This window comes from Pseudomonas sp. Irchel 3F3 (assembly GCF_900187545.1).
Lineage (GTDB): Bacteria > Pseudomonadota > Gammaproteobacteria > Pseudomonadales > Pseudomonadaceae > Aquipseudomonas > Aquipseudomonas fortuita.
This window is the reverse complement of the sequence record NZ_FYDS01000005.1, coordinates 348718-364535: the sequence shown is the minus strand read 5'-3', so window position 1 is coordinate 364535 and position 15818 is coordinate 348718. Positions and strand designations below refer to the sequence as shown.

The 15818-nt window shown below is 63.8% G+C and carries 12 protein-coding genes and 1 pseudogene; 4 read left to right on the top strand and 9 right to left on the bottom strand.

The features are described 5' to 3' along the window. Positions 1-144: 144 nt before the first annotated feature. From CKW35_RS12955 to CKW35_RS12940, 4 genes are all read left to right on the top strand, one after another. The gene (locus CKW35_RS12955) at positions 145-1050 is read left to right on the top strand and encodes a LysR family transcriptional regulator (protein ID WP_060517440.1); all 906 of its coding nucleotides are present in this window, start codon (positions 145-147) and stop codon (positions 1048-1050) included. A gap of 116 nt (positions 1051-1166) precedes the next feature. Next, the gene (locus CKW35_RS12950) at positions 1167-2708 is read left to right on the top strand and encodes an MFS transporter (RefSeq protein WP_095116074.1); all 1542 of its coding nucleotides are present in this window, start codon (positions 1167-1169) and stop codon (positions 2706-2708) included. A gap of 28 nt (positions 2709-2736) precedes the next feature. Next, positions 2737-3798, top strand: coding sequence for an HlyD family secretion protein (locus CKW35_RS12945; protein WP_060517442.1), 1062 nt, complete (start codon positions 2737-2739; stop codon positions 3796-3798). Next, the gene (locus tag CKW35_RS12940) at positions 3795-5246 is read left to right on the top strand and encodes an efflux transporter outer membrane subunit (RefSeq protein WP_016489023.1); all 1452 of its coding nucleotides are present in this window, start codon (positions 3795-3797) and stop codon (positions 5244-5246) included. Before CKW35_RS12945 ends, CKW35_RS12940 begins: the two co-directional genes overlap by 4 nt. A gap of 29 nt (positions 5247-5275) precedes the next feature. On the opposite strand, the gene CKW35_RS12935 is transcribed toward CKW35_RS12940, so the two are convergent. The 9 genes and pseudogenes from CKW35_RS12935 to algG form a co-directional block, all read right to left on the bottom strand. Then, on the bottom strand, positions 5276-6088 hold the full coding sequence (locus CKW35_RS12935; RefSeq protein WP_016489022.1) for an SDR family oxidoreductase: 813 nt from the start codon (positions 6086-6088) through the stop codon (positions 5276-5278). Between the two features lie 15 nt (positions 6089-6103). Beyond that, positions 6104-6567 (bottom strand): annotated as a pseudogene (locus CKW35_RS12930) (multidrug transporter). 141 nt (positions 6568-6708) lie between these two features. Next, the gene (locus CKW35_RS12925; RefSeq protein ID WP_024717464.1) at positions 6709-8163 is read right to left on the bottom strand and encodes a mannose-1-phosphate guanylyltransferase/mannose-6-phosphate isomerase; all 1455 of its coding nucleotides are present in this window, start codon (positions 8161-8163) and stop codon (positions 6709-6711) included. Between the two features lie 33 nt (positions 8164-8196). After that, positions 8197-8844, bottom strand: coding sequence for an alginate O-acetyltransferase AlgF (locus CKW35_RS12920; RefSeq protein WP_016489019.1), 648 nt, complete (start codon positions 8842-8844; stop codon positions 8197-8199). Between the two features lie 20 nt (positions 8845-8864). Beyond that, positions 8865-10022, bottom strand: a complete 1158-nt coding sequence (locus CKW35_RS12915; protein ID WP_016489018.1) for an alginate O-acetyltransferase — start codon at positions 10020-10022, stop codon at positions 8865-8867. A 10-nt stretch (positions 10023-10032) separates the two neighbouring features. Beyond that, positions 10033-11490, bottom strand: coding sequence for an MBOAT family protein (locus tag CKW35_RS12910; RefSeq protein ID WP_016489017.1), 1458 nt, complete (start codon positions 11488-11490; stop codon positions 10033-10035). 198 nt (positions 11491-11688) lie between these two features. After that, positions 11689-12792, bottom strand: a complete 1104-nt coding sequence (locus tag CKW35_RS12905; protein ID WP_016489016.1) for a mannuronate-specific alginate lyase — start codon at positions 12790-12792, stop codon at positions 11689-11691. A gap of 8 nt (positions 12793-12800) precedes the next feature. After that, entirely contained in the window at positions 12801-14240 is a 1440-nt protein-coding gene (locus CKW35_RS12900) for an alginate O-acetyltransferase (RefSeq protein WP_060517448.1), read from the bottom strand. Positions 14241-14253: 13 nt separating this feature from the next. Then, positions 14254-15813: a mannuronan 5-epimerase AlgG gene (algG, locus tag CKW35_RS12895; RefSeq protein ID WP_095116071.1), complete on the bottom strand. Its 1560-nt coding sequence runs from the start codon at positions 15811-15813 to the stop codon at positions 14254-14256. Positions 15814-15818 lie beyond the last annotated feature (5 nt).

Sequence of the window (15818 nt, the reverse complement as noted above, 5' to 3'; positions counted from 1 at the left end):
GAAAGGGCCCGACCTGCCAATCACCCATTTATGGCCAAACGTGCCCAGTGAATAAATGCCCCACCACGCAAGAGCGCATTGCGTCTGATGCAATCCACCAACCTGCTACCATCGCGTTTCCCACAGCTGTAATGGAAAACGGCCATGCAACTCCCGGACATGAACCTGCTCGTCGCCCTCGATGCCCTGCTCGACGAAGGCAGCGTCGTGGGCGCAGCGCAGCGCATGAACCTGAGCCCGGCCGCCATGAGCCGCACCTTGGGGCGCATTCGCGATGCCCTGGGTGACCCCATCCTGGTGCGCGCCGGCCGTGGCCTGGTGCCGACGCCGCGGGCGCTGGCCTTGCGCGAGCAGGTGCATGGGCTGGTAGAGCAGGCCGGGCAGGTGTTTCGCAGCCGTGACGATGTCGACCTGGTTAACCTGGACCGTGCCTTCAACATCCGCACCAATGATCTGTTCATTGCCCTGTACGGCGCTCAGCTGCTGCGCATGATGCTGGCCCAGGCGCCGCGTACGGTGTTGCGGTTCGTCCCGGAGGGCAGTGGTGACGATGATGCGGTGCTGCGCAACGGGCATATCGACCTGATCATCAGCTCGGCCATTGAGCTGGGGCCGGAAATCAAGGTGCAGAGCCTGTTCAACACCTACTTCGTGGGCCTGGCGCGGGAGGGGCACCCGATCTTCGACGCCCCGATCACCCCTGAGCGATTTGCCGCCTACCCGCAGATCAGCGTGTCCCGACGCGGCCGGGCCAATGGACCCATTGATGTGGCGTTGGCCAATCACAAGGTGGAACGTCGAGTGGCCCTGATCACCACCAGTTTCCATTCGGCGATGTTCTCGCTGCCGGATTCGGACCTGATCCTGCCGATACCCGCCAATATCCTCAACAGCGTGCAGCGGTTGAAGTTGCCATTGCGCTCGTTCGAGATCCCGGTGCCGTTGGAGAAGGTCAATGTGATGCAGGCGTGGCACCCGCGCTTTGACAACGACCCCGCGCACCGTTGGTTGCGCCAGACGTTGAAAGCGTGTGGCCGCATAGATCCGTGATTTCGGCATCGATTGCGTCTGACGCAATATACAACTACCAACAAGTCAGTTTTCGTCAGCATTCGACCTTCTTAAACTTGCCCCAGCCCTGAAATTGTTGCTGGAGATGTATTCCCATGACTTCCCTGACCGCGCCCTCTGCGGCGCTGGCCGCCGCCCCCGCGCCGGCCGCACCTGCGCAGACGGCGTTTGGCCTGCAGGTGGTGGTCGGGCTGTTCGGTGTGTTGCTGGCCGTGCTGTGTGCAGGCCTCAACGAGTCGGTCACCAAGATTTCCCTCGCCGATATCCGCGGTGCCATGGGCATCGGTGCCGACGAGGGCGCCTGGTTGCTGGCGGTGTACAGCGCCGCCTCGGTCTCGGCCATGGCCTTTGCGCCCTGGCTGGCCACCACCTTCTCGCTGCGGCGCTTCACCATGAGCGCAATCGCCCTGTTCGCCGTGCTCGGCCTGTTGCAACCGTTCGCCCCCAACCTGCACAGCCTGATGCTGCTGCGTGTGCTGCAGGGCTTTGCCTCGGGAGCCCTGCCGCCGATGCTGATGAGCGTGGCCCTGCGCTTTTTGCCACCAGGTATCAAGGTCTATGGCCTGGCCTGCTACGCCCTGACTGCCACCTTCGGCCCCAACCTCGGCACACCACTGGCGGGGCTATGGACCGAATATGTCGGTTGGCAATGGGCGTTCTGGCAGATCATCCTGCCCTCGCTGCTGGCCATCGTCTGCGTCGGCTGGGGCCTGCCACAGGACCCGGTGCGCCTGGAGCGTTTCAAGCAGTTCGACTGGCGTGGCGTGCTGCTTGGCCTGCCGGCCATCAGCTGCATCGTGCTGGGCCTGTCGCTGGGCGACCGCTGGGGCTGGTTCGATTCGCCGCTGATCTGCTGGCTGCTGGGCGGTGGCCTGCTGTTGCTGGTGCTGTTCATGTACAACGAGTGGTCCGAGCCGCTGCCGTTCTTCCAGTTGCGCATGCTGCAGCGGCGCAACCTGAGTTTTGCATTGGTGACCTTGGCCGGTGTGCTGATTGTGCTCTCGGGTGTGGGCAGCATCCCCTCTGCCTACCTGGCGCAGATCCAGGGCTACCGCCCGGCGCAGACCAGCCCGTTGATGATGCTGGTGGCCATGCCGCAGTTGATCGCCCTGCCGCTGACGGCGGCGCTGTGCAACATCCGCGCGGTGGACTGCCGCTGGGTGCTGGGTATTGGCCTGGCGATGCTGGCGGTGTCCTGTGTCGGCAGCAGCCTGCTGACCAGCGAGTGGATCCGTGGCGACTTCTACCCGTTCTACCTGTTGCAGGTGTTCGGCCAGCCGATGGCGGTGCTGCCGCTGCTGATGCTGTCCACCAACGGCATGACGCCGCAGGAAGGCCCGTTCGCCTCCAGCTGGTTCAACACCGTGAAAGGCCTGGCCGCCGTGATCGCCGGTGGCCTGCTGGATGCCGTTGGCACCCTGCGCCGGCACTTTCATTCCAACCACCTGGTGGACAGCCTGGGCAACGCCCCGCTGGTCGACGACAGCGCTGCGGGCTTGGCCAGGCGCATCCACGACCAGGCGCTGGTACTGACCTCGGCTGACCTGTACCTGGTCCTGGCCTGCATTGCCGTGGCGCTGATCTGCCTGATTCCTTTCGTGCCTACCCGGGTCTATCCGCCGCGTGCGGTGGCCTGACCCCTGGATGAATTCGAGAACCGCTGAAATGACCAACAACCGCAAAACCCTGTTCATCGGCTCGGTGCTGGCCGTGGCTGTCCTGGCTGGCATCGTCGGCCCCTGGATATTTGGCAGCGACCACCGGCAGAGCACCAACGACGCCTACGTGATTGCCGACTACACCGTGGTCGCGCCAAAGGTGGCCGGCTTTATCAAAGAAGTGCTGGTGGAGGACAACCAGCAGGTCAAGGCCGGCCAGTTGCTGGCGACCATCGACGCCCGTGATTACCAGGCCGCCCTGGATGCCGCGCAGGCGCAGTTGCTGGTGGCCCAGGCGCAAAGCGCCGATGCCCGCGCCACCCTTGAGCGCCAGGCATCGTTGATTGCCCAGGCCGAGGCTGCTGTCAAAGCCGCCCAGGCCGAAGCGGCGTTCGCCGACCATGAGGTCAACCGCTACAGCCGCCTGGCCGAGCAGGGCGCCGGTACCGTGCAGAACGCCCAGCAGGCGCGCAGCGGCGTCGACCAGGCCCGTGCGCGCCTGGCCAATGCTCAGGCGGCGTTAGTGGCAGCGCGCAAGCAGGTGGATATTCTGACCGCCCAGGTGGCCAGCGCCGATGGCCAGCTGAAACGGGCCGAAGCGGGCGTGGAAAAGGCCCAGCTCGACCTGTCCTACACACGCATTACTGCGCCGGTGGACGGCATGGTCGGCGAGCGCGCACTGCGCATAGGCGCCTACGTCAACCCGGGTGCCCGCCTGCTGTCGGTGGTGCCGTTGCAGCAGGCCTATGTGGTCGGCAACTTCCAGGAAACCCAGCTGACCCACGTGCAGCCTGGCCAGCCGGTGAGCATCAGCGTCGACACCTTCTCCGGCGAAAAGCTGCAAGGGCATGTGGAAAGCATTGCCCCGGCTACCGGCGTCACCTTCGCCGCCGTCAAACCGGACAACGCCACCGGCAACTTCACCAAGGTGGTGCAGCGCATTCCGGTGAAGATCGTATTCGATGATGGCCAGCCACTGCTCACCCGCCTGCGTGTGGGCATGTCGGTGGAAGCGACCATCGATACCCGTGGCGACAAGCTGGACGGCAAAGAGGTAAGCGCACGATGAAACCGGCATTACGCTTGAGCCCGGTACTGCTGGCCATGTTGCTGGCGGGCTGCACCATGGGCCCGGACTTCCTGCGCCCTGACAGCCAGGCACCGCAGCAGTGGGCGCCGCTGCAAGGCGAGGCGGCGGCCAGCCAGCCGCAGGCCCAACCGCTGGAACTGCGTTGGTGGGAAACCTTCCATGACGCACAGCTCAGTGCCTTGATCCAGCGCGTTGCCGAGCGCAACCTCGACCTGCAGATGGCCAGCGCCCGCTTGCTGCAAAGCCGCGCCCTGCGCAGTACCGTGGCTGCCGATGAAGTGCCGTCGGTGGATGCAAGCGCCGGCTACAGCCGCGCCCGCAACAGCGCCGAAGGCCTGAGCGATCCGTCTGGCAAGGCAGGCAAAGCGGCGTACAACCTTTGGCAAGGCGACCTGGTGGCCGGTTGGGAGCTGGACCTGTGGGGCCGCGTGCGGCGCCAGGTCGAGGCTGCCGATGCTACTGTCGAAGTGGCCGAGAACGACCGCCGCGGGGTGCTGCTGGCCTTGCTCTCGGAAACCGCCGGCAATTACATCCAGCTGCGCGCCGTGCAGCACACCCTCGATGTGACGCAGGACAACCTCAAGGTTGCCCGGCACAGCCTGAAGCTGTCCGAAAACCGCCAGGCCGAAGGCGTTGCCACGCGCCTGGATGTGGCCCAGGCCAGCGCTCAGGTTGCTTCGATCGAGTCGCGATTGCCAAGCCTGGAAGCCCGGCGTGATGACCTGATCAACGCGCTCAGCCTGCTTGCTGCCGAACCGCCGCGCAGCTTGCAGGCCGAATTGCTGCAGGGCGGCGAGCTGCCCGCGCCGCAGCAGCAGTTTGCCATCGGCCTGCCCTCCGAACTGGCCGAGCGCCGGCCGGACATCCGCCAGGCCGAAGCCCGCCTGCATGCCGCCACCGCCAGCATTGGCGTGGCCAAGGCGGATTTCTACCCGAGCATCCGGCTGTCGGGCAGTGTCGGCTTCCAGGCCATGCAACTGTCGGATTTCGGCGGCTGGGATTCGCGCCGCTTTGCCTTCGGGCCGCAGCTGTCGCTGCCGATTTTCGAGGGCGGCCGGCTCACTGGCACCCTGGAGCTGCGCGAGGCGCAGCAGCAGGAAGCGGCGCTGAACTACCGCAAGGTGGTGCTGGGGGCATGGCATGAGATTGACGATGTACTTCGCCTGTACAACGCCAGCCAATTGCGCCGTGACCACCTGGCCGAGGCCGTGCGACAGAACCGCATCGCCCTGGAAACTGCCCAGCGCCAGTATGTGGAAGGGGCGGTGGACTTTCTCAATGTGCTGACGGTGCAGGGTGCATTGCTGGCCAGCGAGGAGCAGTGGATCGACAGCTCGGCGGCGGTGTCCCAGGCGTTGGTGGGGCTGTACAAGGCCTTGGGGGGTGGCTGGCAGGCGTTTGATGAGCAGCCCGCGAAGAAAGCGTAAAGGCAGGGCCGGTACAGGTAGCCGAGATCTCAGAGCGGGCGCAGCAGGCCAAAGCGCTTGCGCAGCGCCCAATCCAGCAACCGCCGTGGCAGCAACCTCGCCATCAGCGGCAACGCCGTACTGCCATTCCCCAACCGCACCATCCCCGGTACCGGCGATTTGCCGACTGCCGCCAACACACCCTGGGCAAACACCGCCGCCGAAGTCGGCTTGTCCTGTGAAGCCCGCGCCCGCGCCTGGACATGCTCACGCAACGGCCACCATGGTGAGTCCGCCGCCAGTACCTGCTCGGCCTGGCGCTGGGCATTGTTGGCGAACTGCGTGTCAATCGCCCCCGGCTGCACTTCCATCACCTGCACACCGAACGGCGCCAGTTCCAGGCGCAAGGCATCGCTCAGCGCATGCACGGCCGCTTTCGAGGCGCAGTAGGCACCGGCGAATGGCGTGACCAGCACACCGGAAACGCTGCCGATGTTCACCACCGTGGCGCGTGAGCGGCGCAGCAACGGGAACAGCGCGCGGGTCACGCCGACCACGGCAAACACGTTGGTTTCGAACTGTTGGCGCAGGGCATCCACACCACCGTCCAGCAACGGGCCCATGGCGCCGTAGCCGGCGTTGTTGATCAGGATATCCAGGGTTTCGAGTTCTTCGGCCAGGCGGGCGAGGGCCTCACTGTCGTTCACATCCAGTTGCCGGGCGGTGAAGCCGGCGGCGTTCAGCACTTCAACATCCTCTGCCTTGCGAGCAGTGGCCCAGACGTGGTGGCCAGCATCGCGAAAGGCGTCGGCGAGGGCGCGGCCGATGCCGCTGGAACAACCGGTGATCAGGACGGTGGGCATGGGAGTAGCCTTCGATTAATTGGCGAATGTACCTTGCAGGTGCTCGGCGCGAAACTCCAGGGTCTGTGGCCGGTAACCGGCGCGCAGGGGGGCAGCGGCAGGCAGTCCTTCCACTCGGCCCCCGGCTGCAAATCACCCGGCCCTCGGTAGCGCGGGGCGTTGTAGGTGCTTTCGGCCAGGTTCACCGTGTCGCCCGGTGCATACGCCGCCACTCGCCAGCGCAGTTCGGTCAGCGGGGCCTTGTTGCCGTTTTTCATGTGTACCTGCAACGCGCGGTCAGCCGGGCATTGTTTGGGGGCATAGGCAAGGCGCAGGTCCAGGCGGGCCAGTTGCGAGGCTTCGCGGGTTTCCTGCCAGGCAACGAACAAGGCTACCAGGCCCAGGCCACATACGGCGGCCAAGGAGATCGGTAGGGCCTTGGCCGGGTAGCGCAGCAGCAGCACCAGCCAGGTGAGGATGAGGAAGGCGCCGATGATCATGGGGCTTGCAGACCTAGGTTGCGCGGGGTCTGACCATCGTAGCCTGAAATGGGGGAGGGCTCAAAAACGCGAGCCCGCCCCCAGCCCTTGTGGGAGCGGGCTTGTCCCGCGAAAGGGCCGCAAAGCGGCCCCAAGGTTCACTTACTGCGCGATGGTCTTGACCGATACCCCACGCTCGACCGGCGTGGAAGTGCGCCCATACACATCCTCGAAACGCTCGATATCATCCTCGCCCAGATAGCTGCCGGACTGCACTTCGATGATTTCCAGCGGGATCTTGCCCGGATTGCGCAGGCGGTGGACCGAAGCGATCGGGATGTAGGTCGACTGGTTCTCGGTCAGCAGGAACACGTTCTCGTCACAGGTGACCTCGGCAGTACCAGACACCACAATCCAGTGCTCGGCACGGTGGTGGTGCATCTGCAGCGACAGGCTGGCACCCGGCTTGACGGTGATGTGCTTGACCTGGAAGCGGCCGCCCATGTCCACCGAGTCGTACGAGCCCCACGGGCGATACACTTCCAGATGGTTCTGGGTTTCAGTACGGCCCTGCTCGTCGAGGGTCTTGACCATCTGCTTGACGCCCTGGACCTTGTCCTTGTGGGCAATCATCATGGCGTCCTTGGTCTCGACCACCACGATGTTCTCCAGGCCGATCACCGACACCAGCTTGCCGTTGCCGTGGATCATGCAGTTGCGGCTGTCCTGCACCACCACGTCGCCCTTGGTGACGTTGCCGTTGTCGTCCTTCTCGTGCACGTCCCACAGCGACGACCAGCAGCCCACGTCGCTCCAGCCGGCCGACATCGGCACCACGCAGGCGCGCTGGGTCTTTTCCATCACCGCGTAGTCGATGGAGTTGTCCGGGCAGCAGGCGAAGGTCGCTTCATCGATGCTGAGTACATCGTCCTCTTCCTCGCTGCGCTCCAGGGCCAGCACGCAGGTGTCGTAGATGTCGGCGTCGTGCTTTTTCAGCTCTTCGAGGAAGCGGCTGGCGCGGAACAGGAACATGCCACTGTTCCAGAAGTAGCCACCGGCCTGGACGAACTCGGCGGCACGTTTTTCGTCGGGTTTTTCCACGAACTGGGCCACGCGCGCCACGCCCTCGGGCAGCAGCGCGTCCTGGCTGGAGCGGATGTAGCCGTAGCCGGTTTCCGGCTTGGTCGCCGGTACGCCGAACAGCACCATTTCGCCACGCTCGGCGGCAACGGTGGCCAAGGCCAGGGCGCGCTGCAGGGCCTTCTGGTCGTCGATCACGTGGTCGGCGGGCAGCACCAGCATCAGATCGTCGCGGCCTTCGTTGACCAGTTTCATGGCGGCCATGGTCACGGCCGGCGCGGTGTTGCGGCCAAACGGCTCCATCAGGATGCCCTGGGTTTCCAGCTTCAGCGCAGCGAGCTGCTCCTGGACGATGAATTTGTGGTCCTTGTTGCAGACCACGATCGGCGTGTCCATGCCTTCGAACGCCAGGCGCTCAAGGGTTTGCTGGAACAGGGTGTGTTCGCCGGTCAGGGCCAGGAACTGCTTGGGGAACTGCTTGCGCGACAGAGGCCACAGACGCGAACCGCTACCACCAGAAAGAATTACCGGGATCATCATGTTTCTCCAATAGTCGTTAAAGGCAGGGGATCAGTTGCTAGCCACGGGGCGAGTTACCCACACCGGCGACAAAGCGTTGCCGGAACCGGTTACGTACAGCACGGCGGCTTCGCCGCGCTCCAGGGCGACGGGTTTCACGTCACCCACTTTCTTGTCGCCCTGGTACAGCGCCAGGTTGACCTTGACCGGGTTGATTTCGCGTTCGCCACGGCCGTTGGCGGCCACCGGCTTGACCACTTCGGTCTTGCCGTCGGCGGTTTTCAGGGTCAGCTGCTGGTCGCTCAGGTTCTGCACGCGCACCAGGGCTTTCTGCTTGTTCTTGAACGGTGGTTCTTCGATCAGCTGCGGGTTGCCGGTGCCGCTGTTGACCAGGGTGTAGTACTTGTCCGAGGCCAGTTTCACCGGCACGCTCTTGCCGCCGACCTGGGCGGTGTAGTCGCCGCCTGGCAGGAAGCTGAAGTCGCTGCTGGCCTGGGCGCCAACCTGCTTGATCTGGGTGTTGCCGACCGACGCGGCAGCCGGTGCGCTGGCTGCGTTGTACAGGCGCACAAAGGTCGAGCCTTTCGGTGCGCTAGGGCCATACAGCGCAGCATCGGCACCGGCGAAGGCCTGCATCGAAGCAAGGGAAAGGCCGGCCGCGAGGGTGAGGGCTTTGGCAATGGAAGTCTTGGTAGTCATGTGCATTTCCTCTCTATCGTTCAGTGGTTCGTCCGGGTGGACGACAAGGCCAGGTTTTCTTCGGATTTACGGGCGTTTTTCAGCTGCGCGATCCACTGCGGATCGAAGCTGCTGAGGTCGTTTTTCATGGGTAGATAACGTTCGGGGAATTCCCACACCACCACTTGCGGTGCAGCGTTTTTAAAGGCATCGCTTTGCAGGTACTTGAGCATTGGCAGCAACGGGCCGTGGCCGTCTTCGGCGTAATTGGCAACGTCGCTGCGCAGGGCTTGTTGCAGCGCGCCGAGGAAGTTCCAGTGCGGGTTGGCGCTGTAGCTGGTACCCACCAGCGCGACCGGGATCTCGTTGTTGGCGAACAGCGCGTCATCGCCTTCAGCGGCGGCTTGCGCCGGGCGGGTGCTGCGTTGTTGCAGGTTGTCCGGGGCCGGCAGCAGGTTGCTGAACAGCGGGTCCAGTGGCAGGAAGTTGGTCAGGTCGCCTTTGTAGGGCGCCGTGCTGCCGGCTTCGGTGACGAAGGTTTGCGGGTCACCATTGAGCAGGTTCTGCCGGCTTACAGCCTCGGCCAGCGCCTGGGCGACGACTTCGGCGCCCATCGGTGTCCAGTGGGTGTCGGTGCGCAGGAATACCTGACCACGCGCCTTGGCTTGTTCCATGGCCGCTTGCAGGTCCGGGGCGAACACGTTGGCCTGGCGCACCTGGGCATGGAACTGGTTGTACAGGTCATCGTGCAGGCTGGCCGGCTGCTCCTTGCCCAGGTATTCCGAATAGACGCGCGCCTTGGCCGGGATGATCGCCAGCACCAGCTGGCTACCGTGCTGCTGCAAGGTGTCGCGCACGCCACGGATCAGCGCCAGGTTTTCCTGCATCAGTTGTTCGGCGCCAGCCGTAGGCTTGAACTCTTCGTCGCTGAACAGCCACTGGTCGCGGCCCAGCACCACACCGGGGCGGCCCTCGTTGAACAGCTTGAAGTCCATGGCCGCCCAAAGGTTGGTGCCCAGGCGTTTGATCGGGAACTCGGCGTCGTAGTGGGTCTCGGCGGCCTTGGCCAGCTTGCCGTTGAGCAGGGTCATCTGCTCGGTGCGCTGAAAGCTTTGCAGGCCACCGGTGGACCACACGCCCATGCCCACCAGCAAACCGAGGAACGACAGGGAGTAAGTAATGCGTAATGTGCGGTTCATGTCATCGGCCTCAGAACTGGAAGTACAGGAACGGCGAGTAGCTTTGCGCCGAAAGCTTGAGGATCGAGGCCACGAACAGCAGCAGCACCAGGGCGCGGGTCATCACCCGGGTCCAGTCCAGGCCGATGGAGCCGTCGTTGTTGACCTGCACCGGAGTGGCCTGGGGCGTCGGCTTGGCATTGCGGTAGAAATCACGCAGGCCGAAGAACGCCAGGGAGATGTAGGCGACGATCAGGGTGGCCACTTGCAGGCCGGTCAGCTGGGCGCTGTTGAGCTCCGACAGCTGCCAGTCGCCAAAGCTGAACATGGCACCGTACATGCGGGCGGCCACATGCAGGTTCTCGGCGCGGAAGATCACCCAGCCCACCACCACCAGCAGGAAGGTGAAGGCCCACTTCACCGGGTTGAAGCGCTGCGGGTTGGTGTCGATGCCCAGCGCGCGTTCGATGGCCAGCCACATGCCGTGCCAGGCGCCCCAGATGATGTAGGTGAAGTTGGCGCCGTGCCACAGGCCGCCCAGCAGCATGGTCAGGAACAGGTTGCGGTAGGTGTTGAAGGTGCCTTTGCGGTTACCGCCCAAGGTGATGTACAGGTAGTCGCGCAGCCAGGTCGACAGGCTGATGTGCCAGCGCCGCCAGAACTCGGTAATCGACTGGCTGATGTACGGCTGCTTGAAATTCTCCATGAAGCGGAAGCCCATCATCAGGCCCAGGCCGATGGCCATGTCGCTGTAGCCGCTGAAGTCAAAGTACAGCTGCGCGGTGTAGGCCAGCGCGCCCAGCCAGGCATCACCCGTGGTCGGATTTTGCAGGGCAAAGCAGTGGTCGGCCACCACCGCCAAGGTGTCGGCGATGAACACTTTCTTGATGAAACCCTGCATGAAGCGGGTGCAGCCTTCGGAGAACTTGTCCAGGGTGTGGGTGCGGTTGTTGAACTGGTCGACCAGGTCTTTGAAGCGCAACACGGGGCCGGCAATCAGGTGCGGGAAAATGGCCACGAACGCCGCGAAGTCGATCAGGTTGCGGGTAGCCGGGGTGTCGCCGCGGTATACGTCGATGATGTAGCTGATCGACTCGAAGATATAGAACGAGATACCGATCGGCAGCAGCACGTGGGTGAGGATGAACGGCTCCAGGCCGAACGAGGTCATGATCGCGTTCAGGCTGTCGACGCCGAAGTTGGCGTACTTGAAGTAGCCGAGGATGGCCAGGTCGACGCCCACGCCCAGCAGCAGCCAGCGCTGCGCCGGTTTGGTTCGCACGCCGGCGGCACCCACTTTGAGGCCGATCCAGTAGTTCCACAGGGTGACCCCGGCGAACAGTGCAAGGAAGTCCACCCGCCACCAGGCATAGAAGATGTAGCTGGCAATCAGCAGCAGCAGGTTGCGATAGCGTTGCCCGCTCAAGTAGTACAGGCCGAGGAAGATCGGCAAGAACAGGAACAGGAACACGTTGGACGAGAAGACCATCCCGGTTCTCCTAATTTGTTCACAGCATCCAGGGCAAAGCGCCCCCCAAACCCCCCAGTGCAAGACTGGAAGGCAACTTAGATCCCTGTGGGAGCGGGCAAGCCCGCGAACAAGGGCAAAGCCCTTGCCATGCACCGCGGTGGCTTCTTCGCGGGCATGCCCGCTCCCACAGGTGCCGCCCCCACAATGGGGCTCAATTCATTTTTTGCTCTCTGCGTTCGGGTCGTAGACCCGGGTCAGGTCGCCGCCCAGCCGGAAGCTGTTGAACGGCTGCATGTGCTGCTTGCGATCAAGCGTGTCGCCGACACAGTGATAAAGCGCACACCACGGCTCGAGCCAGGCGTACTTGCCGTCGACCTTGAGGTCGGTCATGTCCTGTTTTTCACCCGCGCGGGCCTTGAAGTGGCTGGGGTCGCGTGCACCGGCCAGTACCCCTTCGCCCAGGCGCTGCAGGGCGAAGTTGTTCTCGCTGCGCAGGTCGACGTTATTGGCCTGGGCGAAGCTGGCAATCATCGCCAGCGGCGGCAGGGCGTAGTTGTGGTAGGCCAGCGCACGCTGCTTGCGCTTGATTTCGTTGGGCAGGAAGCCCTGGTCATCCACCTGGTTGGCGCCTACCTTGTATTCCTTCACGGCCCAGTCGAACAGGTCGCGACGGTCGGTGGCGACAGCGGTCGCCATGACTGACCAGGCTGCCCAGTAGCTGTGGTTGTTGATCTTCTCCAGCGGCAGGTCGCTCCAGTCGCGCACGGTCTGCTCGGCCAGGCGGGCGAACCATTTTTCGATCAGCTCGGCCTCGGCGCGGTGCGCGGCCAATGGCTGCGAGTTGGAGAACTTCAGGCGCAGCCACGAACCGCTCATGCTGCCCAGCGCCCATTTGCGCATCGACTTGCCGGTGTGGTTGTAGTCGGTGGACATCAACGCATCGGCGCGCGCCCAGGTACCCAGCCACGTCAGGGTGCAGTCGAGCTGCGCCGGGCGGCCGTCGCGCATGTACTGGCCAACCATCTTGCTCACGCCTTTCTCAAGGGTGGTGATGTCTTCGGTCGACTTGCGAAAGGCCTTTTCCGAGGCTGCGTTGAGCGTTGCCCGTGCCTTGTCCGAGCCTTCGTATTTGCTACGGAACTGCAGCGCACCGGTATAGGGCTTGGGCGCCGCTTCACAGCGGAAGTTACCATCGCTGGTCTTGAGTTTTTCGATCCCCTCGTAGTAACCCTGTGGGGGTACCAGCGCGGCGTGCGCGGCACCGCCAAACAGGGCCAAGGCGAGCAGGGCGGGGCTGGAAATTCGCTTGAGCATGGTCATGGGTCGCCTCACTGGCCGGCTTGCGCGGTTTGCGCAGGCACGGCGAAGTTGTTGCGTTTGCAGAGCTTGGCCTCGACCTTCTGGGTGCCGCTTTCCGGCCCCTGTACTTCGAACGCCAACAGGCTTTGGCTGGCCCAGTCTTCGTCTTCGCGCATCTGGAAGACAAAGCGGCCGTCGGTGTCGGAGGTTTCCGGTTTCTCCAGCTTGATGTCCTCGTGGCGGCCGTTGAGGTACCAGAGGGTGGCCTGCAGCACCTTCACCGACGGGTCTTCGAACTTGACGTCCATCTGCAGGTTGCGGTTGATCAGGTCTTTGATCACGCCGCCCTTGCCGTTGACCATCAGCTCGTTCTTGCCGGGCTTGAGGGTGGTGCTGGCGCTCATCAGGGCCGGGCGGTCGTCGCAGCCGTCATCGAGCAGGCCCAGGATTTGCCGCCAGATGGTTTCCTGGTCCAGGCGGTACAGCGGGGAGAATTCCCAGACCAGGATCTTCGGCGGGTTCTTCTGGAATTCCTCACTGCCCAGGTACTGGATCATCGAGCCTTCCAGGCCACCGCCAGGGAAGGCGACATTGAGCACGTCGGCGCCGATGTACTGCTCGAGGAAGCCCGAGAAGTTGTAGTTCTTGCCACTGTGGCTGGTGCCGACCAGGGTGATCTGCGCGTTGCCGCCGTCACCGAACAGGTCATCGCCGCCGCTCGAGCCTTTCGGTTCGGTGGCGAACTGGTCCATGTACTGCACGGCGTAGCTGGTGCCGCAGAGCTGGCCGGCAACGTTGTGCAGGGTGCCGGTCTTGCCCATGCGCCCGGACTTCTTGGTCTCGAATTCCTTGCGCGGGATGCCTTCGAAGGCCGGCATCTTGTGCACGGTGTCGGCCACGATTTTTGCTGCGCGCTCGGCGCCATATGGGGTCCAGTGCTGGTCGCCGCGGAAGTAGAAGTCCTTGCCCTGGTCGGCGGCGGCCAGTTGCTCGTTGGTCAGCGGCGACAGGTCGGGCACGTTGTAGCCCATGCTGGCGAAGCGCTTGAGCATCGCCTGGTAGTTGCCCAGGGCCTTCTGGTAGTCGAAGGCGGCTTTCTCGGCCGGGTTGAGCATGTTGCGGTTCACCAGGCCACGGGTCGGCTGGTACACCAGCACCAGCTCCACGCCGCGCTTCTTGAACGCGTCGTGCACCTGCTGCAGGCGCTTGTAGCCGGCCGGGGTGGTGTTGAACTCGGTGCGCAGGTCTTCGCGGGTACGGAACAGCCAGTCGCCCTTGGCCTGCACCAGCGTGGTGAAGTTCTGCTGGTAGCGAGTGGTGTAGCGGCTGGCGTCGTGCGCTTCGGGGCACAGCTGGCAGCAAGGTTCGGCGCTGAAGGTGGGGGCCTTCACTTCGTCGGCACGCACGCCTTGGCTGATCGCCAGGAGGGCGGCGGACAGGCCCAGCAGTTTGATCAGGTGTGGGGTCATGGTCTGGGCTTCCTTAATCGATCATTTCGGTCTGGCGTTCGACCGGGTCGATCAGCACAGCTTTTTGCTGGCGCACCAGCAGGTCGAGGATTTCGTCCTGGCGCTCGCCCAGCACACCATTGAGGCTGATGCCGCTGGCCTTGCGTGGGGCGAGCATGGACACCTTGTACAGCTCGACCGACAGCGGCGAGTCGATCGACAGCGGGCCGGAGCCGTTGGTCGCCAGCTCGCCACCCACCACGATCAGCGACACCTTGGTGTCGAATGGGTCGAGGGCGATGTCGCGGTCAGTGTCGGACAGGTCCTTGATGTGGCCGTATACGCCGACCAGGCCGTTGGCCATGGCGATGTTTTCGTACAGGCGGATGTTCACGCTGTTACGCACGCGGATCCCGTGGCGGCGGTTGTTGATCAGCTTGTTGCCCCAGATCAGGTTGTCGCCGCTTTCGTACAAGGTGATGCCGTCGGTGTGGTTACGGTAGATCTCGTTGTAGGCCACCAGGTTGTTGACGCTGTTACGGTCGATCACTACGCCCGAGAGCTTGTTGTCGTAGCTCTTGTTGTTGATGATCCAGCTATCGTTGACCTCACGCGAAACGATGATGCCGTGCTTTTTCTTGGTGCCGTGCACCGTGTTGCCGGCAATGATCAGGCGGTGCGATCGGTCGTGCGGGTCGATGCCGTAGACGATGTTGTCGCGGTAGGTACTGTCCTTGACCACGAAGTCCTGGGTCTCGTAGCAGTAGAAGCCGTACCACATGTCGCTGAACGCCGAGCCGATGATCCAGCCGGTGGGTTCCGGGCGGCCCATGCGCTTGGCCATATTGGGCGTGTACTGCGAGATGCTCACGCCATACGACTTGGACTTGGCGTAGCCGAAGCTGGCCATCTTCGTGTTGACGATGTAAGTCTCGGTACCGCCCCACGACAGCAGGAACGGTCGGAATTCCTTGGGCGAGCGGAAGGTGGCCGGGCCGTTGTCTTTTTCGCGCCAGCCGGTCACCTGGGTGTCGGTGACGAACAGCTTGCCGTCGTTGACCAGGAACGAGCCGCCCTCCTGGGACAGGCGCAGCTGTTTGACCTTGCCGTCGATCTCGAGGATACCCTTCTGCCCGACCACGATCGGCAGGCGTGCCAGGTAAACCCCTGGCTCGACCTCGCTGAGGTACTGCCTGGGTACCTGCTTGCTCAACTCGACCAGGTCGACATGGCCATCATCGACGAAGATCGCCTGCGGGATGCCGTGCTGGCGCTGCACCCACTCGGCTGCCTTGTTGTCGCCGCCGACGAACTCCTTGAGGGTGTCCTCCTGGAACATACGGCGCAGGCTGACCTTGCCTTTGTGGCGGCGGTCGATCTTCTTCTGCACCGCTTCGGCGGTGAAACCGGTCAGGTCAGGCAGCTTTGGCGGGTCCATCTGCAGCGGCTCGATCGGTGCGCTGGCCACGGTGTAGGTCTTGGCCTGCTGCAAGCCCTTGGCGATTACCTGGGGCTCTGCGGCAGCGGCCAGGCCGCTTGCCAGCAGCAAAGCGCTGGCCAACAGGCTGTGACGTAAGTGCGGGTGAAGGTTCATAACAG